The 23,991-nt window shown below is 41.5% G+C and carries 20 protein-coding genes; 1 reads left to right on the forward strand and 19 read right to left on the reverse strand.

The features are described 5' to 3' along the window. Nucleotides 1–58: 58 nt before the first annotated feature. The 7 genes from priA to PB1_RS01310 all read right to left on the reverse strand — a co-directional run bounded on the left by priA (nucleotide 59) and on the right by PB1_RS01310 (nucleotide 8,715). Nucleotides 59–2,473, reverse strand: a complete 2,415-nt coding sequence (priA, locus tag PB1_RS01280) for a primosomal protein N' (protein ID WP_003350256.1) — start codon at nucleotides 2,471–2,473, stop codon at nucleotides 59–61. Next, nucleotides 2,470–3,678 carry a bifunctional phosphopantothenoylcysteine decarboxylase/phosphopantothenate--cysteine ligase CoaBC gene (coaBC, locus tag PB1_RS01285; RefSeq protein WP_003350257.1) on the reverse strand — a complete coding sequence of 403 codons (1,209 nt, stop codon included), beginning with the start codon at nucleotides 3,676–3,678 and terminating at the stop codon, nucleotides 2,470–2,472. Before coaBC ends, priA begins: the two co-directional genes overlap by 4 nt. A 227-nt stretch (nucleotides 3,679–3,905) precedes the next feature. Then, a complete protein-coding gene (gene rpoZ, locus PB1_RS01290; RefSeq protein WP_003350258.1) occupies nucleotides 3,906–4,127 on the reverse strand; it encodes a DNA-directed RNA polymerase subunit omega in 222 nt (73 codons plus the stop codon). Then, nucleotides 4,127–4,744, reverse strand: a complete 618-nt coding sequence (gmk, locus tag PB1_RS01295; RefSeq protein ID WP_003350259.1) for a guanylate kinase — start codon at nucleotides 4,742–4,744, stop codon at nucleotides 4,127–4,129. The genes rpoZ and gmk overlap by 1 nt, the downstream gene beginning before the upstream one ends. Before the next feature lie 8 nt (nucleotides 4,745–4,752). After that, entirely contained in the window at nucleotides 4,753–5,016 is a 264-nt protein-coding gene (remA, locus tag PB1_RS01300; protein ID WP_003350261.1) for an extracellular matrix/biofilm regulator RemA, read from the reverse strand. A gap of 60 nt (nucleotides 5,017–5,076) precedes the next feature. After that, nucleotides 5,077–5,952 carry a YicC/YloC family endoribonuclease gene (locus PB1_RS01305; protein ID WP_003350263.1) on the reverse strand — a complete coding sequence of 292 codons (876 nt, stop codon included), beginning with the start codon at nucleotides 5,950–5,952 and terminating at the stop codon, nucleotides 5,077–5,079. 84 nt (nucleotides 5,953–6,036) lie between these two features. Beyond that, complete coding sequence (locus tag PB1_RS01310; RefSeq protein ID WP_003350265.1) at nucleotides 6,037–8,715, reverse strand: calcium-translocating P-type ATPase, PMCA-type; 2,679 nt, start codon at nucleotides 8,713–8,715, stop codon at nucleotides 6,037–6,039. Nucleotides 8,716–8,858: 143 nt separating this feature from the next. On the opposite strand from PB1_RS01310, the gene PB1_RS01315 reads away from it, so the two are divergent. After that, complete coding sequence (locus tag PB1_RS01315; RefSeq protein WP_003350266.1) at nucleotides 8,859–10,595, forward strand: Rqc2 family fibronectin-binding protein; 1,737 nt, start codon at nucleotides 8,859–8,861, stop codon at nucleotides 10,593–10,595. A gap of 121 nt (nucleotides 10,596–10,716) precedes the next feature. On the opposite strand, the gene pyrE is transcribed toward PB1_RS01315, so the two are convergent. The 12 genes from pyrE to lspA all read right to left on the reverse strand — a co-directional run bounded on the left by pyrE (nucleotide 10,717) and on the right by lspA (nucleotide 23,991). Beyond that, nucleotides 10,717–11,358, reverse strand: a complete 642-nt coding sequence (gene pyrE, locus PB1_RS01320) for an orotate phosphoribosyltransferase (protein ID WP_003350267.1) — start codon at nucleotides 11,356–11,358, stop codon at nucleotides 10,717–10,719. Then, complete coding sequence (gene pyrF, locus PB1_RS01325) at nucleotides 11,355–12,071, reverse strand: orotidine-5'-phosphate decarboxylase (RefSeq protein ID WP_003350268.1); 717 nt, start codon at nucleotides 12,069–12,071, stop codon at nucleotides 11,355–11,357. Before pyrF ends, pyrE begins: the two co-directional genes overlap by 4 nt. Then, nucleotides 12,043–12,984 carry a dihydroorotate dehydrogenase gene (locus tag PB1_RS01330; RefSeq protein WP_003350269.1) on the reverse strand — a complete coding sequence of 314 codons (942 nt, stop codon included), beginning with the start codon at nucleotides 12,982–12,984 and terminating at the stop codon, nucleotides 12,043–12,045. The genes pyrF and PB1_RS01330 overlap by 29 nt, the downstream gene beginning before the upstream one ends. Further along, nucleotides 12,981–13,757: a dihydroorotate dehydrogenase electron transfer subunit gene (locus PB1_RS01335; protein WP_420796287.1), complete on the reverse strand. Its 777-nt coding sequence runs from the start codon at nucleotides 13,755–13,757 to the stop codon at nucleotides 12,981–12,983. Before PB1_RS01335 ends, PB1_RS01330 begins: the two co-directional genes overlap by 4 nt. Next, on the reverse strand, nucleotides 13,757–16,969 hold the full coding sequence (gene carB, locus PB1_RS01340; RefSeq protein ID WP_003350271.1) for a carbamoyl-phosphate synthase large subunit: 3,213 nt from the start codon (nucleotides 16,967–16,969) through the stop codon (nucleotides 13,757–13,759). Before carB ends, PB1_RS01335 begins: the two co-directional genes overlap by 1 nt. Beyond that, nucleotides 16,948–18,054, reverse strand: a complete 1,107-nt coding sequence (locus tag PB1_RS01345; RefSeq protein ID WP_003350272.1) for a carbamoyl phosphate synthase small subunit — start codon at nucleotides 18,052–18,054, stop codon at nucleotides 16,948–16,950. Before PB1_RS01345 ends, carB begins: the two co-directional genes overlap by 22 nt. Then, nucleotides 18,051–19,337 (reverse strand): dihydroorotase, encoded by a 1,287-nt coding sequence (locus tag PB1_RS01350; RefSeq protein WP_003350273.1) that lies wholly within the window; start codon nucleotides 19,335–19,337, stop codon nucleotides 18,051–18,053. The genes PB1_RS01345 and PB1_RS01350 overlap by 4 nt, the downstream gene beginning before the upstream one ends. Continuing rightward, nucleotides 19,300–20,238 (reverse strand): aspartate carbamoyltransferase catalytic subunit, encoded by a 939-nt coding sequence (locus PB1_RS01355; RefSeq protein ID WP_003350276.1) that lies wholly within the window; start codon nucleotides 20,236–20,238, stop codon nucleotides 19,300–19,302. The genes PB1_RS01350 and PB1_RS01355 overlap by 38 nt, the downstream gene beginning before the upstream one ends. A 171-nt stretch (nucleotides 20,239–20,409) precedes the next feature. After that, entirely contained in the window at nucleotides 20,410–21,717 is a 1,308-nt protein-coding gene (locus tag PB1_RS01360) for a solute carrier family 23 protein (protein ID WP_003350277.1), read from the reverse strand. A 143-nt stretch (nucleotides 21,718–21,860) separates the two neighbouring features. Then, a complete protein-coding gene (pyrR, locus tag PB1_RS01365) occupies nucleotides 21,861–22,403 on the reverse strand; it encodes a bifunctional pyr operon transcriptional regulator/uracil phosphoribosyltransferase PyrR (protein ID WP_003350278.1) in 543 nt (180 codons plus the stop codon). A gap of 213 nt (nucleotides 22,404–22,616) precedes the next feature. Then, nucleotides 22,617–23,528 carry an RluA family pseudouridine synthase gene (locus PB1_RS01370; RefSeq protein WP_003350279.1) on the reverse strand — a complete coding sequence of 304 codons (912 nt, stop codon included), beginning with the start codon at nucleotides 23,526–23,528 and terminating at the stop codon, nucleotides 22,617–22,619. After that, the gene (gene lspA / locus PB1_RS01375) at nucleotides 23,500–23,991 is read right to left on the reverse strand and encodes a signal peptidase II (protein ID WP_003350280.1); all 492 of its coding nucleotides are present in this window, start codon (nucleotides 23,989–23,991) and stop codon (nucleotides 23,500–23,502) included. The genes PB1_RS01370 and lspA overlap by 29 nt, the downstream gene beginning before the upstream one ends.

Below are 23,991 nucleotides of genomic sequence, written 5' to 3' on the forward strand. Positions count from 1 at the left end.
GTCCTCCATTTTTCTTGTATATATTCATCTTCGGCTAAATGAATTTTTTTCATAACCGTTACATTAAAATATATGGATTTAGATCGATAGAGATTTGTAATCCATCAGAAGCCATCTCTTGTTGATAATGGTCTAATACCACTCTTAAAGCTTTGCCGAGTTCAGGCTCACGTTTGTATTTTATCAAACATTGATAACGATATCTATCGTTGATGCGGGGAACCGGCGACGCAACGGGTCCAAGTACAATCGCTTCATTTGATAACCTTGACTGTAAAAAGGTTGTAATTTTCTCGGTTACCGACACAACCTTCATTAAGTGTTCATGGCTTACCGTTACGAGAGAAATGTAGTAAAACGGTGGATATTTATGAATTTTGCGGATCATCATTTCCTTTTGGTAAAAGCGGTTATAATCCTGATCACCTGCCAGCTCAATACTATAATGTTCAGGACTGTACGTCTGAATGACAACTTCCCCTTCTAATTCATGCCTTCCAGCCCTGCCGCTAACCTGGGTCAACAACTGAAACGTTTTTTCCGAAGACCGAAAATCCGGAAGATGGAGCATTGTATCTGCCGATAACACCCCAACGAGTGTAATATTTGGAAAATCGAGACCTTTCGCAATCATTTGCGTACCAAGTAAAATGTCTGCCTTTCCTTCCTGAAAATCACTGAGGAGGCGTTCATGCGCTCCTTTTCTGCTCGTAGTATCTACATCCATCCGTATGACTCTTGCTTCAGGCAAAATTTTTGCCAGTTCTTCTTCCACTTTTTGCGTACCAGTTCCAAAATAACGAATATGATCACTTTGGCATTCAGGACAAAGAGGGGGGACGTGCTGTTCATATCCGCAATAATGACATTTCATTTGTTCGTTAAAACGGTGATATGTCAAGGAAATATCACAATGCGGGCAATTTAAAACGTAGCCGCAAGAGCGGCACATGACAAACGAAGAGTAGCCCCGTTTATTCAAGAATAAAACAGTCTGTTCTTTTTTCTCTAATCTGTCTTTCAGCTTTTCAAGGAGCACCCTTGAAAACATCGACCGGTTTCCTGCTCTTAGTTCTTCTCTCATATCGACGATCTTTACGGCCGGGAGCGGCTGATTATTCATCCGATTTGAAAGTGTCAGTAAATGAAAAACACCTTTTTTCGCCCTCGCAAAAGATTCTAATGAAGGAGTTGCACTTCCTAAAACGACCGGACACCCATGGTATTCTGCCCTTTGAATAGCGACATCTTTTGCATGATAACGGGGGGTTTCTTCCTGTTTATAGCTTGTTTCATGTTCTTCATCAATGATGATGATTCCGATATTTTCAAAGGGTGCAAAAATGGCCGACCTTGCCCCGACTGCCACCTTTACTTCCTTCCGTTGAATTTTCCGCCATTCATCATACTTTTCTCCTTGAGACAAACCGCTGTGAAGCACGGCAACTTGATCTCCAAATCTGCCTTTAAATCTAGTTACCATTTGCGGTGTTAAAGATATTTCTGGAACAAGGACGATCGCTTCTTTTCCTTTTTCAATCACTTTTTGAATGGATTGCAAATAAATCTCTGTTTTTCCGCTTCCTGTAACCCCGTAAAGGAGAAATACCTCATGTTCATTGTTTTCAATCGATGATAAAATCGGTCCGATCGCTTTCGCTTGGTCCCTAGTTAATTTTAGCGGCTCAGTCTTAACAAATTTGCGATCTTCAAAAGGGTTTCTATAAACTTCAACCACTTTTTCGCCTAGTATTTTTTTTGTAATCAATCCTTTAACCGCCCCGGAAGATATTCCAAATTCATATGTAAGGAGACGCAATTCAATCGGTTCGGAGTTTTTTATAAAATAATCAATTGCTTCTTTTTGCTTTGATGCTTGGGGAGGAAGCTTTTCCTTTTCAATTTGGAGCAGTTCCCGGCTTAACAGTGGAAAAATATGTTTTACCCTTTTTTTCTTAACCCTTTCCTTTACCTCATATATGACCTCTACAGTACCTTTTGCTGCTTCTTTTTGAAATTTGGAAACAAGCCCTTTTTTTATAATCTCTTCCCATAGAATTGAATCGCGATCAGCAAATAAAGTTTGAAGGTCTTGAGGCAAATCACCGATTTCCGTTCCATCAACTACTCTTAATTTCTTTTGATATTTTGCTTTTAGCGCCGCAGGAAGCATCGCTTGATATGCAGTTATTTTGTAGCAAAGGGCATGTTCCGTCAGCCAGTCCCCAAGTAACAGAAGTTCTTTTGTCAACACCGGGTTCAAATCCATCGGTTCCGTTATTTCTTTTAATTTATCAAAATCGGATGAACTTTTAATTTGTGTGACAAACCCTTGAATTTGCCGGAAACCAAATGGAACGGACACTCTCATTCCCGGCATGATCACGTCTTTCCATTTCTCGGGTATTAAATAATCGAATGGCTTGTCCGTTTGCTTTGCCGGAACATCAACAATCACACTTGCAATGTTCACTTACTTTCACCTTCCAAGAGAAGGGAAACTTCCTTTAAAATCTTTTTTGCGACTTCTTTTTTTGACATTAACGGCAAATGTTCAGATGTTCCGTCCCGCTTAAAAATGGTTACGATATTTGTATCCGTATCAAATCCGGCTCCTTCTGCCTTTACATTATTGGCAACAATCATATCGGCATTTTTATTCAATAATTTTTGTTTTGCATATTCCTCAACTTGATCGGTTTCCGCAGCAAACCCGACTAAGATTTGCTTTTCCTTTTTCTGCCCAAGTTCGAGCAGGATATCTTTTGTCCTTTCCAACTCCAAAATTTGACTGCCATCCTGTTTTTTCATTTTTTGATCAGCAGGATACTTTGGCCGGTAGTCAGCGACTGCTGCGGTTTTAATGACAACGTCTGCATCGTTAAACCGTTCCATTACTGCATCATACATATCTTTTGCACTTTCAACATTGACCAAAGTGACTCCTCGTGGTGCCGAAAGATTGACCGGACCGGAAACAAGAACTACATTTGCACCGCTTATTGCCGCTTCCTCCGCAATCGCATAACCCATTTTTCCGGATGATCGGTTTGTAATGTAGCGTACAGGGTCAATTTTTTCCCTTGTCGGTCCTGCCGTTACGAGAACGGTCTTTCCAGCAAAAGAGTTTTTTTTCTTGTTAAAAAAATCTTCAATGATAGAAACGATTTTTTCAGGTTCTTCCAGTCTTCCTTTGCCGACATAACCGCACGCCAAATATCCTTCGGAAGGTTCAATAAACCGGTATCCAAAATTGTATAATTGCTCAATATTTTTCTGTACGGCAGGATGATCATACATATGAACGTTCATTGCAGGGGCAATCCAAACCGGAGCAGTCGTGGCAAGTAGTGTAGTGGTGACCATATTATCTGCAATTCCGTTTGCAAGCTTCCCGATAACATTCGCAGTAGCAGGCGCTACCAATACAAGATCAGCCCAATCTGCCAAATCAATATGGGCGATCACCTTCGGGTTTTTTTCATCAAATGTATCTGTAAATACTTCGTTTCTGGATAACGCCTGAAAAGTCAGCGGAGTTACAAACTCCGTTGCTGATTCGCTCATAATTACTTTTACTTCTGCACCGGTCTGAGTCAGCTTGCTTGTAAGGGCAGCAGCTTTATAAACTGCTATTCCCCCCGTAACACAAAGCAATATTTTTTTTCCGATAAGCATATAAAAATCCTCCATTTTTGTTAGCCAATAAAAACAGCTAGGTTATTTGCATAGAGTTTGATATTTCTATTATGCAAGAACGAACAGTTTTTTTCACCTTTTTGACATAATAAAAGGGCCAGACCCCTCCAATACAACATTTAGACGAACAAAATTGAACCATTCTATCTGTTGTCATAGTAGGAGGGAGTCAGGCCCTTATGAGCCGCCCCTAATTTTACAGGCAATTAATCTTCTTGAACCTCTTTTTTGGATGAATCCGTCGTATAGTAAAGCCGGTCCATGTAAATTTCCTCCAAAGCTTTACCTACAAATTTATGGGAAACGTAATGATCCAAACTAAGTTTTCCTTTTTGCTGCAAATCCCTCGCTCTTTTTGCAGCTACCGTAACAAGCGAGTATTTTGAATCTATTTTTTTCATTAATTCGTCGATCGATGGATAAAGCATCAATATTCTACCTCCAACATTTTCTTATAACGGTATTCAACTCTCTCCCTGCGGCAATGCTCTGCGATTACAATCGCTTTGATCCGTTCTACAGCAAGCTCAACACGGTCATTTTCGACAACATAATCATATAAACTCATCATCTCGATTTCTTCACGCGCCACCGTCATTCTATTATTAATTACTTCTTCTGTTTCTGTTCCACGGGTAACAATCCTGTTTTTGAGTTCCGATAAACTTGGCGGCACCAAGAAAATAAATAATCCATCAGGAAATTTTTCCCTGACTTGGCGAGCTCCCTGAACTTCAATTTCAAGGAATACATCCTTCCCTGCGTTGAGAGTTTCCTCAACATAATCAATCGGGGTGCCATAATAATTTCCGACAAATTCAGCGTATTCCAGCAGTTTTCCCTGTTTGATCAATTCTTCAAATTCTTCTCTCGTTTTAAAAAAATAATCAACTCCATCCACTTCTCCCGCGCGGGGGGGTCTTGTCGTCATTGAAATGGAGTATTCAAATGCAATATCGGGCTGGGAAAAAATCTCCTTGCGGACAGTTCCTTTTCCTACACCGGAAGGTCCGGAAAGAACAATAAGCAAACCTTTTTCTTGCATTAAAAATCCTACCCTTCATCTATTATTTCATCACGGTCATTTAATCGATGGGCAACAGTTTCCGGCTGGACAGCAGATAAAATGACATGGTCACTGTCCATAACAATTACTGCCCGTGTTCGTCTTCCATATGTTGCATCAATTAAGGATCCCCGGTCACGCGCATCCTGAATGATCCTTTTTATGGGTGCAGACTCGGGACTTACAATAGATATTATCCGGTTGGCTGAAACAATGTTTCCAAACCCGATATTAATTAATTTTATGGACATACTGGTCCTCCAATCATTAGTTATTTATTTTGACCGCAAGTCTTAATTTCTAAACGGCAATTACTCGATATTCTGAAGTTGTTCTTTGATTTTTTCGAGCAAGATTTTCATTTCTACAACTGCATTCGCAATATTGTAGTCATTTGCTTTTGAGCCGATCGTGTTTACTTCCCTGTTCATTTCTTGAACTAAGAAATCGAGCTTTCTTCCTACCGGTTCATTAAGCTTCACCGTTTTGTCAAATTGAAGGATATGGCTTTTTAATCTTGCTATTTCTTCACTAATGTCTGCTTTATCGGCAAAGATCGCTGTTTCCGTTAAAATCCGGGCTTCGTCAATTTCTCCGGCTTGCAGATCTTCCATACGCTTTGCAAGTCTTTTCCGATAATGTTCAACGACAATTGGGGCCAGATTTTCCACTGAGTGAATCCGATCATTCAACTTTTGCAAGTGAATGTACACATCTTTTTCAAGAGCTTCGCCTTCTTGTCTCCGCATTTTATTCAAGTCGGATGCAGCCTCTTCTACAGCTGTTAAAACAAGCTTTTCAAGTTCTTCATTCTCAGCCTCTTCTTCTTCGATTGTTATGATTTCATCCCGCCCAAGTAAAATTTTAAGCGGTACATCGTTTGATAAATGATATCGATCTTTTATTTTTTCTATGTAATGATAGTATTCGTCAAGCAAGTTCCAGTCAACATTTACCTTTCGGGTAACGATTCCCGTTCCACCGATTGTTATGAAAACTTCGACTCTGCCTCTTTGAATCGTTTCAGCTAACTTTTTTTTAATCTTGTCTTCTATTTTTAATAACTGGCGAGGCATACGGATATGGAATTCACAAAAACGATGGTTGACAGATTTAATCTCTGCTGTCACTGAAAACTCGGATGATTCGGCTTTTCCTCTGCCAAACCCTGTCATGCTTACGACCATTTCCAACACATCCAATCCATTAAAGAAACGAATAAAGAAAAGGTAATAGAGTCATCTCTATTACCTTTTGGATTATAACACATTTCATTTTGTTTTTCCTGTCAAAAATGACCCCGCCAATAAAAAAGTTGGAATAGAAGCTAGACCCGAAATCAACAGCCAGTCATTCAATATAATCGGAACTGTATGGAAAATCGATTGAAGCGGCGGGCAGTAGATAACAATCAGCATTAAGATTAATGATGATAAGACTGCCCAGTTCAAGTAGTGATTCCCGAAAGGATTTCGTGAGAAAACAGAACGCTCACTCCTGCAATCAAATACATGGATGAGCTGGGCAAGAACTAACGTTGCGAAAGCTACTGTTTGCGCATAGATAAGATTTTCAGAATACCGGTAATATGCTGTCATAAAGGCTGCCAACGTTACAGCGCCTATAAGAAAACCTCTTGAAATAACCTTCCAGCCAAGTCCCCTTGCAAAAACTCCTTCATTCGGGTTCCGCGGTTTCCTTTTCATTACATTTTCTTCGGGCTGGTCAAGTCCCAGTGCCATTGCAGGCAAACCATCTGTTACAAGATTTACCCATAATATTTGAATCGGCACTAACGGAAGCGGAAGGGCAAGAAGCATCGCGAACAACATGACAAGGATTTCCCCTACATTTGAGGCCAGTAAATATCTGATAAACTTTCTAATATTCTCGTAAATGTTTCTTCCTTCTTTAATCGCTGATTTGATTGTTGCAAAATTATCATCCAAAAGTACAAGCGATGATGCCTCTTTTGCAACATCCGTACCGGTAATTCCCATTGCCACGCCAATATCCGCAGCTTTTATTGCAGGTGCATCATTCACGCCGTCGCCTGTCATTGCAACAATGTGGCCCTTATTTTGCAATGCTTTTACGATTTTTAGCTTATGTTCAGGGGATACTCGGGCAAATACGGATATTTCATCAACAACATTTTCCAGTTCACTGATTGACATTTCAGATAAAGTTTTTCCATCAATTACTCTTGCTTCTTTGGAGAGAATCCCGAGCTGGGCGGCAATAGCCTTTGCGGTAATGACGTGGTCACCGGTGATCATGACTGTTTTAATCCCTGCTTCCCGGCATTCTTTTACGGCTGTTTTCACTTCGGGCCTGGGCGGATCGATCATTCCTTGCAGACCGATCAATATTAAGTCTTTTTCAGCTTCCTTTTCATCTAAAATTACTGTATTTGCCGGGATTGCTTTATAACCGATTGCAATCGTTCGCAATGCCCTTGAAGCAAGATCATTTATGGCATTTTGAACATTGCTTCTCATCTCTTTTGATAAATTTTGAAGTTTTCCATCCCAGAGAATCGATTCACTGACCCCGATCAAAACATCCGGAGCCCCTTTTGTAACAACGAATTGGCGTCCGTTACGGTCCTTAACGATGACACTCATCATTTTCCGTGTAGAATCAAAAGGAAATTCATGTACGATTTCATATTGATTCAAAAGTGTTTCCCTAGAATAACCTGCCTTCATTGCGGAAACAAGCAAGGCTCCTTCAGTCGGGTCTCCATCAATAATGTAATCGTTGTTTTTTCTTATCACTTCCGCATGATTACAAAGCATCCCAAACATGAGAAGCTGCTGCAAAGCTTTTTCTTTTTTTAGGTCAATCATGTTTTCATTCATGTAAAATTTTCCGGTCGGTTCATATCCTACGCCATCAACTGTCCAAATAGTGCCTCCGCTCCATATATGGGTAACTGTCATCTTATTTTGAGTCATTGTTCCTGTCTTATCAGAACAAATAACGGATGCACAGCCAAGAGTTTCAACCGCCGGCAGTTTGCGGACAATTGCATTCTTTTTTATCATCCGTTGTACACCGAGAGATAAGGCAACTGTCACAATGGCAGGGAGCCCCTCTGGAATCGCTGCAACTGCCAAGGAAACTCCGGCAAGGAACATCGTGTATAAATCATGGCCTTGGAGAATACCGATGACTACAACAAGGACTGTTAAAAGGAGCGCAGTGGTTATAAGGATTTTCCCAAGTTGTTCAAGGCGGCGCTGTAACGGAGTTTCCATCATTTCAGCGTTCTCCAACAAATCGGCTATTTGCCCCATCGCTGTTTTCATGCCCGTTGCAACGACAACACCGATCCCACTTCCGCGGGTTACCATCGCCCCCATAAACGCCATATTTTCCATGTCGCCAATTCCTATTTGTTCTCCTGTTAAAGGACCAGTTGTTTTATGAACAGGCACTGATTCTCCCGTTAATGCCGACTCTTCTATTTCAAGGCTGTTTACTGCTATTAATCTTACATCCGCACCTATTCTGTCGCCGCTTGAGAACTTTAATATATCACCAACAACAACTTCTCTTGATGGAATCTTTACCCACTTGCCTTCTCTTAAAGCGTTCACTTGCGGAGCGGACAGTTCTTTAAGTGCCTGCAGCGATTTCTCTGCTTTTCGTTCCTGAAAAAAACCAAGAAAGCCATTAATGATAACAATTGCTATAATGGCAATCGCATCAATATATTCTCCAAGCAAACCTGAAATTAATGTGGCTGCCAATAAAACCAGCACCATAAAATCTTTAAATTGACTAAAAAATAAGAGTAAAGCAGATTGCTTTTCTCCTTCAGCTAACACGTTATAGCCAAACTTTTTTCTCCGTGTCTTAACGTCTTCTTCGGTTAAGCCCGCGGAAAAGTCCGTTTTTAATGATTGTTCTAATTCCCTTTCGCTCATTTCATGGAACTTCATGCGGCCATCACACTTCCTCCTTTAGAAATAGACAAGCGTTGTCTTCATCCTAAAGAAAGCTTATTCATCCTTGTCCGAAAAAATGCTTTTTTATGCTATGATATAAACTATTAAAAAAGACTACAGAAAAGGATGTATCCCTCATGGCATTTGATGGTTTATTTACAAGAGCGATTGTTTACGAACTTTCCCAAAAAATCAATGGCGGAAGAATTAATAAAATACACCAGCCTTCCAAAAATGAAATAATCCTCACCGTACGTGCAAACGGCAGCAACCATAAACTTTTGTTAGCTGTGCATCCGAGCTACGCGAGAGTGCAGCTGACGAATGAATCGTTTGAAAATCCGGCGGAACCGCCAATGTTTTGCATGCTTCTAAGGAAGCATTTAGAAGGATTTATCCTCGAAAATATATATCAGGAAGGCCTCGACCGGATCATTGTGTTTAATGTAAAAGGAAGGGACGAAATCGGAGATGTATCTTATAAGCAACTCATCGTTGAAATAATGGGGCGTCACAGCAATATCATTTTAATTGATAAAGCTACTAAAACCATTATAGACAGCATCAAACATGTTTCCTTCGCCGTAAATACGCATAGGGCTGTTCTGCCTGGCTACGAATACATTGCTCCTCCGGAACAAAACAAATTTCATCCTTTCCTAGCAGACGAGCAGGAAATTTTGAAACGGCTTGATTTTAATGCCGGCAAACTTGATAAGCAGCTAGTTGAACATTTTTCAGGGATTTCTCCTCTGTTTGCAAAAGAAATGATTTTTCAGTCAGGAATGGCAAACCGGATTACACTGCCAAAAACATTTTTAGCATATATGGAAAAAATCAAAAATAACGAGTACATCCCGGCGATTACGTACGGCAGCAGCAAAGAATCTTTCTACCTTTATCCGCTTGAACATTTGAAAGGCGAACATAAAGTTTTTTCATCCTTAAGTGAATTGCTTGACAGGTATTACTTTGGCAAAGCTGAACGCGACAGAGTGAAGCAGCAGGCAAATGACATGGAGCGGTTTATCATTAATGAAAAAGAAAAAAACATAAAGAAAATTGAAAAGCTTCAATCTGAACTGGAAGAAGCAAAAAATGCCGAGAAGTTTCAATTATATGGAGAATTATTAACAGCAAATTTATATGCTGTTCAAAAAGGAATGAAAGAAGTTGAAGTAATGAACTATTATGATGAAAATAACGGGACGATTGTGATTCCGCTTGATCCGCAAAAATCCCCTTCGGAAAACGCCCAAAAGTATTTTACAAAATACCAAAAAGCAAAAAATGCGCTTACGGTTATTCAAGAGCAAATTGAAAAAGCAAAAGTGGAAATTTCCTACATCGATTCACTTCTGCAGCAATTAGAATCAGCATCAACGAAAGATATTATGGAAATAAGAGAGGAACTAATTGAGGGCGGTTACTTGCGAGAACGACAAAAACAGCAAAATAAGAAAAAGATCAATACAAAACCTGTTTTGGACAAATATCTTTCTTCAGATGGAACAGAAATTCTTGTTGGCAAAAATAATAAACAAAATGATTATTTGACAAATAAATTAGCTGCAAGAGATGAAATTTGGCTTCATGCAAAAGATATACCCGGATCCCATGTAGTCATTCGAAGCAAGACTCCGACTGAGAAAACAATCCTTGAAGCAGCAAATATAGCAGCCTATTTCAGTAAAGCTCGAAATTCAAGCTCAGTACCGGTAGATTATACGCAAGTCCGATATGTCAAAAAACCAAACGGAGCAAAACCGGGATTTGTGATTTACGAAAACCAGCAAACCGTTTATGTAACACCCGATGAAGAATTGGTATTGGCATTGAAGCAAAATATTTCTGGAAAAACAGAAAGAGGCTGACTCATAAGGGTCTGACCCCATGTGTATTTATCAATATACAGCACATTTATCCAACATTATGTCCTATATATTGTGTTATGGGGTCTGACCCTTAGGCTTTCGAGACAGCCTCTTTTTATCTTTATTTTAAATCTAATTTTTCTTTTCCCCACTCTGCAGGATCTTCTCTCCATTCGTGGAGCTTCTCCATATCTACGAGATCAATATATCCTTTCTCTATTGCAATTTCGCTCAAGGCGGAAAAATCAGTCAACGAATATATTGAAACGTTTGCTTCTTTTAATAGTTCTTTCCCTTTTTCCAGCTCGTAAGTAAAAATAGAAACAACTCCCAAAACATTGCAGTCCGCTTCTCGCAATGCTTCAACTGCAGTAATGACACTGCCTCCCGTTGAAATTAAATCTTCAATGACAACAACCTTTTGGCCTTGTACGACTTTTCCTTCAATCTGATTTCCTTTGCCGTGCCCTTTCGGCTTGGAACGAACATAGCACATCGGCAAATCAAGCAATTCACTGACCCACGCTGCATGGGGAATGCCTGCAGTTGCAGTGCCTGCAACAATTTCAACATCAGGAAATTTTTCCATTATTAATGTCTTTAATCCTTTGGCAATTTCTCTTCTTACTTCCGGATAAGAAAGGGTAAGCCGGTTATCGCAATAAACCGGGGAAAGGAGTCCTGAAGCCCATGTAAATGGATCATTCGGTTTTAAAGAAACAGCACCGATTTCCAGTAATTTTTCTGCAATGTATCGTTTCATACCAGTACTCCTTCCCATTGCTTTTTTATCGTCTGATAGCTTTCGAACGGCTCTTTTGACCTCGTAATCGAGCGTCCGACGACAATCGCCGTTGCACCGTTTTTCCTGGCAAATTCCGGTGTAGAAACCCGCTTTTGATCTTGGATATCATCCTCTATTAACCTGATGCCCGGGGTTACGATACAAAAAGAACCGCCAACTGATTTCCGAATCATCGCCGCTTCATGTGTGGAACAAACAACTCCTTCCAGTCCAGACTCTTTCGCTAAGGATGCATAATGCAAAACAGATTCTTCAAGGGAAACTCCGATCAGCTGTTCTTTTTTCATCTGCTCCTCTGACGTACTTGTCAGCTGCGTGACGGCAATACAGGCAGGCCTGTTATTCCCGGAGATCGTTCCGGCTTCAAGTCCTTCAAGAGCTGCCATCATCATCTCTTTTCCGCCTGCAGCATGGACATTTACAAGATCGCAGCCAAGCCGGGCAAGCCCCTTCATTGCACTCTTGACAGTATTAGGAATATCATGAAGCTTCAGATCAAGAAAAATACGATGCTCTTTTTCCTTTAATTCATAAATAATGGCCGGACCTTCTTGATAGAAAAGTTCCATTCCGACCTTTAAAAACAGTTTTTCTCCTTGAAAATGTTCAAGAAATTTGAAGACCTCTAGTTTTCGGGCAAAATCAAGAGCAATAATAAGAGGGGTGTTCACGTTTTTTCCAGCTCCTTCCTGTGCACTCGGAAATATGGTCAATACCAAGTTCAGTCAGTAAATGAGGCAACTCGTCAATAATTTTCGGGCAAATATACGGATCGATAAAATTGGCCGTTCCGACGGCAACTGCGCTCGCCCCGGCATAAAAATATTCAATGACATCTTCTGCTGACTGAATGCCTCCCATGCCGACAATCGGAAGCGACACATGCTGGCTGACTTCATAAATCATTCGGATCGCAACAGGCTTAATTGCCGGACCGGAAAGGCCTCCCGTCCCGTTTGCCAAAATCGGCTTGCCCGATTTTACATCAATTCTCATGCCGACTAGCGTGTTGATCATCGTTAAACCATCCGCTCCCCCGTCTTCCACTGCTTTTGCGATTTCAACAATATTTGTGACATTCGGGGAAAGCTTCACATACACAGGAACTTCTGAAACTTCTTTTACTTGCTTCGTTAAGTTTTTCGCAACCTCAGGAATCGTTCCAAACGCAATCCCGCCGGTTTTTACATTCGGACATGAAATGTTTAATTCAAGTGCATGAACATTTGGGGCCTTTGATATTTCTTTAGCAACGGCCACATAATCTTCTTCACGGGAGCCTGCTACATTGGCGATAATCGGAACATCATATTGTTCGAGTCGTGGAAGTTCTTCGGTCAGCACTTTCCCAAGACCCGGATTTTGCAAGCCGATCGCATTCAACATTCCGGCTGATGTTTCAGCAACACGGGGAGTCGGATTGCCGAATCTCGGTTCAAGGGTTGTTGCTTTAATCATGATTGCTCCAAGGATGCTCAAATCATAAAACTGGCTGTATTCCTTGCCAAAACCAAAACATCCTGATGCCGGCATAACCGGATTTTTCAAGCTTAAACCCGGCAGTTCCACATTTAAAAGATTCATAATAAAACCTCCCCCGCTTTAAAAACAGGCCCGTCGCTGCATATTTTTTTATAGGAGTGGCCGTTCGGATCTTCACTTGTATGGCAAACACATGCAAAGCATGCTCCAATGCCGCAGCCCATTCTTTCCTCGAGCGATAAATAAACTTTTTTATCTAAATACGCTGTTTCGAGTGCTTTTAACATCGGTGTCGGTCCGCAAGCATACAGCACATCAAATTGGATTTCCTTCTGTTTAATGAGATCGGTAACAAAACCTTTCGTCCCATGAGATCCATCTTCTGTCGCGATAAAAGTGGGTCCTAGTTCCGAAAAAGCTTTTTCATAAAAAACAGCCGCTTTTGTCTGGAATCCAAGTACATGGACTGTGTTAACTCCCTGACTTAACAATCGTTTTGATAATTCGTATAACGGGGGTACACCGATGCCTCCGCCGACAAGAAGAGCCGTTTCCCCCTTTTGTGCCTCGTGAAGCGGGAAACCATTTCCTAAAGGGCCTAGTACATCAACTGTGTCACCGTACTTTTTTTCAGCTAAGGCGGAAGTTCCCTTGCCTTGCTTTCGATAAATCATTGTAAACCGATGGTCTTTCTTATTAATGCTTGAAATGCTGATCGGCCTTCTTAACAGCGGGTCGCTTCCGCAGCCAATTCTTAAATGAACAAATTGGCCTGGCGAATCCATGTCATTGACAAGCTCACCGCTTAAGGTGAGCTCATAAATGGAATCCGCAATCTCATGTTGAGAAACGACCGTACAAATTTGATTTTTGATCATGCAAAGACCTCCTCCTTTTTTTTCAAAGGCTGGTCCATTGCTTCTGCAGAGAAAGTCATTGATTCAATCACTCGTAAAATGGCTTCTGCTGTGTCCAGCGATGTCAGACATGGAATACCGTTTTCGACTGATTCACGGCGGATTCGAAAACCGTCGCGTGCAGGCTGTTTTCCTTTTGTTAATGTATTTATCACCAATTGGGCTTCTCCATTTCGGATGACATCCAGGAGGTCCGGACCTTGGGAACCGATCTTGTCTACTACCGTTACATGGATGCCTTCTTGTTCAAGGAACCGGGCAGTTCCGCTTGTAGCCATCAGCTGGTAGCCAATTGCCGCGAAACGCTTCGCAAGCTGAAGTGCTTCTTCCTTATCCTTGTCAGCAATCGTCAATAAAACTGTTCCGTATCTTTGAATCTTTATTCCGGAGGCTACAAGCCCTTTGTAGAGCGCCTTTTCGAGGGTTGTGTCTTTCCCCATTACTTCACCGGTCGACTTCATTTCAGGTCCGAGTGTAATATCTACTCTTCTTAATTTCGCAAATGAGAACACCGGCACTTTTACGAATACACCGTCTTTTTCAGGAACGAGTCCGCCTGTGTAGCCTTGTTCCGGCAGGGACTTTCCAAGAATCACTTTTGTCGCAATTTTTGCCATCGGAACATTGGTGATTTTGCTCAAGAACGGAACCGTCCGGCTTGAACGAGGATTTACTTCAAGTACATACACTTCCTCATTGGAAACGACGTATTGTATGTTCAACAGACCGATTATTCCTAATCCTTTTGCTAACTTTTCCGTATAATCAACCAGTTTTTCTTTTACTTTAAGAGACAAACTTTGAGGCGGATAGACGGCAATCGAGTCCCCTGAATGCACTCCTGCTCTTTCAATATGCTCCATAATTCCCGGAATAAGTACATTCTCACCGTCACATATCGCATCCACTTCAATTTCCTTGCCTGTTAAATAGCGGTCAATTAATACCGGATGTTCGGGATTTACTTTAACGGCATTTTGCATATACTGAAGCAGTTCATCTTCTTTGTAGACAATTTCCATTGCCCTGCCGCCAAGCACATACGATGGCCTTACCAAGACCGGGTAGCCAATCTCAGCCGCAATTTGGACCGCTTCCTCAACAGACATTGCTGTTTTTCCCTTTGGCTGCGGGATGTTCAACTCCGATAATGCTTGTTCAAACTTGTCCCGGTTTTCCGCCCGATCAAGGCTTTCAAGCGAAGTTCCGAGAATTCTTACACCTCTTTCAGCAAGTCCGGCAGCTAAATTGATTGCCGTTTGGCCGCCAAATTGCACGACAACGCCTGCAGGCTTTTCGAGATCAATAATGTGCATAACATCTTCAAGAGTGAGCGGTTCAAAATAAAGTTTATCGGAAATGCTGAAATCCGTTGAAACAGTTTCAGGGTTATTGTTGATGATGATGGCTTCATAGCCGGCTTCTTTGATCGCCCAGACGGAATGTACGGTTGCATAATCAAATTCAATCCCTTGCCCGATGCGGATTGGACCGGAACCTAAAACAAGGACGCTCTGTTTATCTGTCACTTCCGATTCATTTTCCTCTTCATACGTGCCATAGTAGTACGGCGTTTCCGATTCAAATTCGGCTGCACATGTATCCACCATTTTATAAACCGGGATGATTCCATTTTCCTTTCTCCAGCTGTACACTTCGTTTTCCGTTGTACCCCACAGATCAGCCAGAACCTTGTCTGCAAATCCCTTTTGTTTTGCTTTTTTTCCAAGTTCGATGTTGAATGGATGTTCAGCCAGTTTTTTTTCTAAATGGATAATTCCTTCCAGTTTCTTTAGAAAGAACAGGTCAATTTTGCTCCATTCATGGATTGTTTCAATTGACATTCCCCGATTAAGTGCTTCTGAGATGTAAAATAAACGTTCATCACCGGCTTTTCTTATCCTCTTTTCTAAAAGAGCGTCGTCCACTTGATCGGCATCGTTCAGCTTGAAGTGGTAAACATTTGCTTCAAGGGAGCGGATTGCTTTTAAAAGAGATTCTTCAAACGTCCGTCCTATTGCCATCACTTCTCCGGTTGCTTTCATTTGGGTCCCCAGAGAACGGTTTGCAGATTCAAACTTATCAAACGGCCAGCGCGGTATTTTTGTAACGACATAATCGAGCGCCGGCTCAAAGCATGCATACGTTTTTCCGGTTACAGGATTCATCATTTCATCAAGCGTCAGGCCGACGGCAATTTTTGCTGCCAATTTGGCAATCGGATAGCCAGTTGCTTTTGAAGCGAGCGCTGATGAACGGCTAACCCTCGGATTCACTTCAATGATGTAATAGTGAAAGCTGTTCGGATCAAGGGCAAGCTGAACGTTGCAGCCCCCTTCAATTCCCAGGGCACGAATGATTTTTAAAGATACATTTCTAAGAAGCTGGTATTCACGATCACTAAGCGTCTGGCTCGGCGCCACAACAATCGAGTCTCCGGTATGAATTCCGACCGGATCGATGTTTTCCATGTTGCAAACAACGATGGCATTATCGTTTGAATCCCGCATCACTTCGTATTCGATTTCTTTAAAGCCCGCTATGCTCTTTTCAAGTAGACATTGATTTACAGGACTGTTTTTCAAACCACTCGTCACAATTTCCACAAGTTCTTCTTCATTATTGCAAATTCCGCCGCCCGTTCCCCCGAGTGTAAACGCCGGGCGCACAATGACCGGATAACCAACTTGATTCACAAATTGAAAAGCTTCTTCGAGCGTATGAATGATTTCACTTTCCGGTACAGGTTCGCCGAGTTCATTCATTAAACTTCTGAATAATTCACGGTCTTCTGCTTTTTCGATTGCCGAAAGCTTCGTTCCTAAAATTTCAACTCCGCACTCATCGAGCACACCTGATTTTGCGAGCTCCACTGCAAGATTTAAGCCCGTTTGCCCGCCAAGGGTAGGTAAGACCGCATCGGGACGTTCTTTCCGGATAATTCTGCTCACAAATTCAAGAGTCAACGGTTCAATATAGACGACGTCGGCAATTTCCGTATCAGTCATGATTGTTGCCGGATTCGAATTAACAAGTATTACTTTGTACCCCTCTTCTTTCAAAGCAATACAAGCTTGTGTTCCTGCATAATCAAACTCCGCCGCCTGGCCGATGACAATAGGTCCTGACCCGATGACAAGTATGCTTTTTATATCTGTACGCTTTGGCATATGCGAGCACCTTCCCCTTTTTCCAATTCAATCATGTCTAAAAACTTATCGAATAGATTATTGGCATCTTCAGGCCCCGGTGATGCTTCCGGATGGTATTGAACAGTGAACGCAGGAACGTCCAAATGTTTCAATCCTTCAATTGTTCCGTCATTTAAAGCGATATGTGTCACTTCCAGCCTTGTTTCTTTAATAGAGTCTTTTTCAACTGTATAGCCATGATTTTGCGATGTCAGAGCCACTTTGCCGGTTTCCAAATCTTTTACAGGATGATTGGAACCTCTATGTCCGAACTTCATTTTTACTGTATTGGCACCGCAAGCGAGCGCAAATAATTGATGGCCAAGACAAATTCCGAATAAAGGTACCTTTCCTATAATCCCACGGATCATCTCGATCGCTTCCGGCACATCTTTTGGATCTCCTGGTCCGTTCGACAGCATTACACCGTCCGGGCTTATATTCAAGATTTCTTCTGCTTTCGTATCATAAGGTACAACAACAACGTCACAATCCCTTTTGTTTAATTCTCTTAATATGCCATGTTTCATCCCGAAATCCACTAAGACTATGCGTTTTCCTCTTCCGGGGCTTGGATATGGTTTCTTTGTTGAAACTTGTTTTACTTGATCAGTTCTTAACCGTACAGCGCGAAGCTTCTCAAGAACCTCTCTTGCATCTTCATCGATATTGCAAATCGCCCCTTTTAATGTTCCGTATTTCCGGATAATCCTCGTTAGCTTCCTTGTATCTATCCCTGCAATTCCAGGGATATTTTTTAATTTTAAAAATTGATCGAGAGACTTTTCACTTCTCCAGTTTGAAGGAAATTCAGCTGCTTCTTTCACAATCAAACCGCTAATCGCGGGACTTATTGACTCAAAGTCATCCCTGTTAATGCCGTAATTTCCGATTAATGGATAGGTGAAAGTGACAATTTGTCCGCAATAAGATGGATCTGAAAGGACCTCTTGATAGCCGGTCATTCCGGTATTAAAGACTACTTCTCCAATTTTATTGACATCACTTCCAAATCCCTCTCCGATAAATATTGTTCCATCTTCAAGAATCAGCTGTTTTTTCATGCAGTAACACCCCTTTTTGTCCAAACAATTTTTCCATCAACGATTGTCATTACAGGCCAGCCTTGACACTCCCAGCCTGCAAATGGTGTGTTTTTTCCTTTGGAGAGGAATTTATCGGGGTCAATCGTTTCTTTATGATCCAAGTCGATTAAGACAATGTCAGCCGGAGCGCCAATCTCAAGCTTTCCTGTCTTCAATCCAAATGCTTCTGCCGGTTTTGCCGTTAAAAAATTAATCAAGTCGTTTAATGAAAAGATATCTTTTTTTACAAAGTGAGTGTATAAAAGCGGAAATGCCGTTTCCAAGCCAACAATTCCGAATGGTGCCAGCTTCATTCCTTCAGCCTTTTCTTCCGCTGTATGCGGGGCATGATCCGTAGCGATAAAATCAATCGTTCCATCCAAAAGGCCTTCAATTAATGCTTTGCGGTCTTCTTTTCCTCTCAGTGGAGGATTCATTTTGTAATTGGCATCGAGCCCCGGGATATCCTCATCGCATAAAAGCAAATGATGGGGTGTCACTTCAGCTGTGACATGTATTCCGGCACGCTTTGCATCCCGAACAACTCTTACAGATTCTTTCGTACTGATATGGCAAACATGGTAGTGGCATCCCGCAGCTTCTGCGAGCAAAACATCTCTCGCAATATGTACGGATTCACATACCGATGGAATTCCGTTCAATCCGTATTTTTCTGAAAAGACTCCTTCATGGACCGATCCTTTATTAATTAACGTGTTTTCCTCACAGTGCGCAACGATCGGCATATCAATTTTGGCAGCATTTTTCATCGCCTCGAACATAACCTTTGCCGATTGTACACCAACGCCGTCATCGGTAAAGGCAAATGCGCCGGACTCTTTTAACGCTTCAAAGTCCGTTAATTCTTCGCCAAGCTCCCTTGCGGTGATTGAGGCATAAGGCAGCACTTTTACATGTGCCGTTTCTTTTATCCGCTTTATTAGCCATTCCATTTGCTCTTTAGAATCCGGGACCGGACGAGTATTCGGCATTGCGGCAATGGTTGTGAATCCTCCTTTAGCCGCAGCCATTGTTCCCGTTTCAATCGTCTCTTTTTTCTCGCCGCCAGGTTCTCTAAGATGGACATGGAGGTCAATAAACCCCGGAGAAACGAACAGTCCTTCTGCATCAATAACTTCATCTGCTTCTTTATATAAACTTTCATTCATTTCCTGTATTTTTCCGTTTTCAATGTAAATGTCAACAGTTTGAAAAAATCCTTCTTTAGTAAGCAACCGTCCATTTTTGATGATTAATGACATTTACCTTACCTCCCTCTTGCTTCTCCAATGAGCGCTTTAAAACTGCCATTCGTACGTAGACCCCGTTTTGCATTTGTTTAAAAATTCTTGAACGTTCACATTCAACTAAACTGTCAGCAATTTCAACATTGCGGTTCACTGGTGCCGGATGCATAATAATGCTTCCGTATTTCATTGTTTTTTCTCTTGCCTCTGTTAAACCGAACGCTTCGTGATACTTACTGGCTGATTTGAAACCTTTCGATTCATGGCGCTCATGTTGAATTCTTAATAGCATGACAACATCAGCTGTCCGGATGGCAAAATCAATCTCTTCATAATGGCCATATTCTAAAAGGCTCTCATCAAACCATTCTTCCGGTCCGGAAAACACGACTTCTGCACCTAATCGTACCAGTGCATCGGCATTTGACCTCGCAACTCGGCTGTGGCGTATATCCCCGATAATGGCGACTTTAACTCCATTAAAACCGCCGAATTCTTGTTTTATTGTTAATAAATCAAGGAGCGACTGTGTTGGATGATGGCCGCATCCGTCTCCTGCATTGATAAGCGGGATCTGAACACGGTCCACAAGCTCATCAAAGTATCTGTCTTTGTTATGCCTTATGACAACAGCATTGACGCCTATTGATTCAAGTGTCCTTACTGTGTCATAGAGCGTTTCTCCTTTTAACACACTGGATGTGCTCACTTCAAAAGGAATAACTTCAAGACCGAGTTTTCTTTCTGCTAATTCAAAGCTGCATTTTGTTCTCGTACTTGGCTCAAAAAACAGATTTGAAACAAAGGTTTGTTTATTCGGCCTCCATATCTTACCTTCCGCAAACTCCTCTGCATCCGATAAAATTTCGTGAATATCGTCAATTGTCAATTCTGTTGTGGTAAGCAATTGTCTCATCCTTAACAGCCTCCTGGTTGGTCTCTCATAAAAAAACACCCTGACATTTCGTCAGGGTGTTGAAAAATCGAAAACATGCTGGTTTAGCAAAAAGAGCTTTATAGCTTTTTGCAATAAACCGGCTGGTTCAACACCCTTTCAAGCCTCTCTGGACTTCATTAAAAGGTGGGTTTATGCCACATTGTCATTATTCTCTTCATTTTCTAACTGAAACATATTATCTTTCACTTCTTCTCTGCCAGGCAGAATGAGATTAAGCATAACGCCTAGAATGGCTGCCAGTGCCATTCCTTGAATTTGGAACTGATCAGATACTTTAATAAACGCTCCGCCAATTCCGATGACAAGAATGACAGATGAGATGACGAGATTTCGTTTATCGCCAAAGTCGACTTTGCTGTCTACAAGCATCCGTAAGCCAGAAGATGCAATGATTCCAAATAACAGGATGGATACACCGCCCATGACAGGTGTCGGGATGGAGCTGATCAGCGCCGTTACTTTTCCGATAAATCCGAAAATGATGGCAAAAACAGCTGCTCCGGCTAAAACATATACACTATATACACGCGTAATCGCAAGTACGCCGATATTTTCACCATATGTTGTTTTTGGGGGTCCGCCAATAAGAGCAGAAATCATGGTAGCCGTGCCATCTCCAAGAATAGAGCGATGAAGCCCCGGCTTTTTAATAAGATCGCGTCCGACAACTTTGCTCAAGACAAGCTGATGACCGATATGCTCTGATAATGTCACTATTGCTACCGGAACCATAAGAAGAACAAGATCTAACGTCACATTTACTTTATAATCGACAATCGGAATAAAAAAATCAGGCATTTCAAAAATGGCAGCTTTTTTTACTGGTGATAAGTCCACCAATCCGACCGCCAATGAGTATAGATAACCAACGATAATTCCGCCGAGAATCGGTATTAGACTTAACTTCTTTTTTACATAGATGGAAAAGATGATTGTTGCAGCAAGCGTCACTAATGCCGCAGAAAAGTGCAGTAAACTATATTTTCCCTCAAGGTTATTCATGGCCATATTAACGGCGGTTCCCGCCAAAGCAAGACCGATTACGATAATGACAGGCCCTACTACAATCGGAGGAAGCAAATTCATAATCCATCGGTAGCCCGCTTTCTTAATAACAAGTGCAACAACACCATATACCAAGCCTGCAAGAAAGCTGCCGAGCATCGCAGCACCCGGTCCTCCTGCTGTTTTGGCCGCGATAATCGGAGCAATATAGGCAAAGGACGATCCAAGGTATGCGGGAACTTGCCATTTTGTAATCATCAAAAAGGCGAGCGTTCCGAGACCGCTTGAAATTAAAGCCATTGCCGGACTCAGTCCAACCAGATAAGGTACTAAAATCGTAGCGCCAAACATGGCAAATAAATGCTGTAGACTTAGTGTAATCCACTGAAGAGGAGACGGAACATCTTTAATATCCAATTCTGGTTTGCTCATTTTCAATCCTCTTTTCATTTATTATTTAAAAAAAATCCTCTTTGCAAGCGTGCGCAAAGAGGGTATACCACTCGGCAAAAGACACTTTTCTTTTGCTGTATTCCCCCTTGCCAGCCTCTCCGGACTGTTTTTAAAAGGGCTATTTATTTTTCATGAATACTGACTTGATCGATTTTATCTGATTCTACGAGTTCAACAACAATCTTCTCTGAACTTGAGGTTGGAATGTTTTTTCCTACATAATCAGCCCTGATTGGTAGCTCCCGATGCCCTCTGTCTACCAGGACTGCAAGCTGAATGGCTGCAGGTCTGCCGATATCAATAAGAGCATCCATCGCAGCTCTTACTGTTCTTCCTGTATACAAAACATCGTCGACAAGAATGACTTTTTTGTCAGTAATATTTACCGGAATATCAGACCCTTTAACAAGCGGCTGGCGATCGACTGTTCTGGTTGTTAAATCGTCCCGGTATAATGTTATATCAAGCTCTCCAACAGGAATATCCATTCCTTCAATCTGTGTGATGCGCTCTCCTAACCTTTTCGCGATGTATATGCCCCTTGTACGGATGCCGACTAACACACAATTATCAACACCTTTATTTTTTTCAATAATTTCATGTGCTATTCGGGTAAGTGCCCTTCGGATAGCCTGACCATCTAGGACAACTGCTTTTTGGCTCATCTGCCTCACCTCTCTATGAACCTTGGAAACGGGTGATTTTCATAAAAAAACCCTCTCGCCGTTGCAGCGAGAGGGTACGCGTTCTTTGAATATACATACATCAGGGCAAAAACTCCCTTCAATATGCTCGAATCCGTTTCCTTCTCAGCCTCACGGGACTGTATTAAAGGACTTATTCAACTACTGTCATCATAAACTGTTTGCAGTTCATTGTCAACGATTATTTCTAAGCATATCTAAAATTGCTTCAAACTCCGGAGGAAGAGGGGCTTCAAATTCCAGATATTCATTCGTTCTCGGGTGGTGAAAGCCTAAAACGGCTGCATGCAATGCCTGTCCGTCAATGTCCAGCGTCTTTTTCGGTCCGTATTTCGGATCGCCGGCAAGCGGATAACCGATATATTTCATATGAACACGGATTTGATGCGTTCTCCCGGTTTCAAGCTGGCATTCAATAAAAGTAAAATCCTTAAACCGTTCAAGTACATGAAAGTGTGTGACTGCATGTTTTCCATTGTCAACGACTGCCATGCTCTGGCGGTCTTTAGGGTCGCGCCCTAACGGAGCATCAATCGTTCCATAATCGTGGGGAATCACTCCATGGACAATCGCCTTATATTTTCTTGTAACTGTTTTATCAACCAATTGATTGACAAGGCTTTCATGTGAAAAATCATTTTTGGCTATCATTAATAACCCTGAAGTATCTTTATCGATCCGGTGAACGATTCCCGGCCTTAACACTCCGTTTATACCGGATAAATCCTTACAATGGGCCATAAGACCATTGACAAGCGTGCCGGAACTATGTCCCGGTGCAGGATGAACAACCATTCCCTTCGGTTTATTCACAACTAATACATCATGATCCTCATAATAAATATCAAGATTCATTTCTTCCGGAATAACGTCAAGCTCTTCCGGTTCAGGGATAAAAATCTCTATTTGATCATTCAGGCTGCATTTATAATTTGTTTTTACTTTTTGCCCGTTTACTAAAATTTGTCCATCTTTAATCCATTGCTGAATTTGGGATCTTGACCACTCTTCATTTAATGATGAAATGAGCTTATCGATGCGTCCGCCTGCCTGCTCATCAAGAATGGTGTGTTCCATTTTCTCCATAAGATTTCTCCTTTATTTCTCTCTCTTCTCGAAACATTTGCAGCATAAGCAAAATGACACCGATTACTAAAGCAGAATCGGCTATATTAAAAACCGGGAAATTATATTTAAAAATAAACGTTTGGATAAAATCAACAACTTCTTTACAGAAAACCCTGTCAATAAAGTTTCCGATTGCACCCCCAAGCATTAATCCGAGAGAGACGCCTAATAATAGCTTGCCTTTTGCAGCTTTCTGAATGTAATAAACAATCCCGATAATGACAATCACCGTTATCGCATAGAAAAACCACAATTGCCCTTGAAGGATTCCCCATGCTGCACCGCGGTTGCGATGTGAAGTAATGTATAAGAAATTTTCAATGATTTCAATGCTTTCCCCAAGTTCCATCTTTTTTACAATCAGCCATTTCGTTATTTGGTCAAGAAGAATAACAAACAATGCGATTATGTAATAAAACAC

Origin of the sequence: Bacillus methanolicus PB1 (genome assembly GCF_000262755.1) — a bacterium.
GTDB lineage: Bacteria > Bacillota > Bacilli > Bacillales > Cytobacillaceae > Bacillus_Z > Bacillus_Z methanolicus.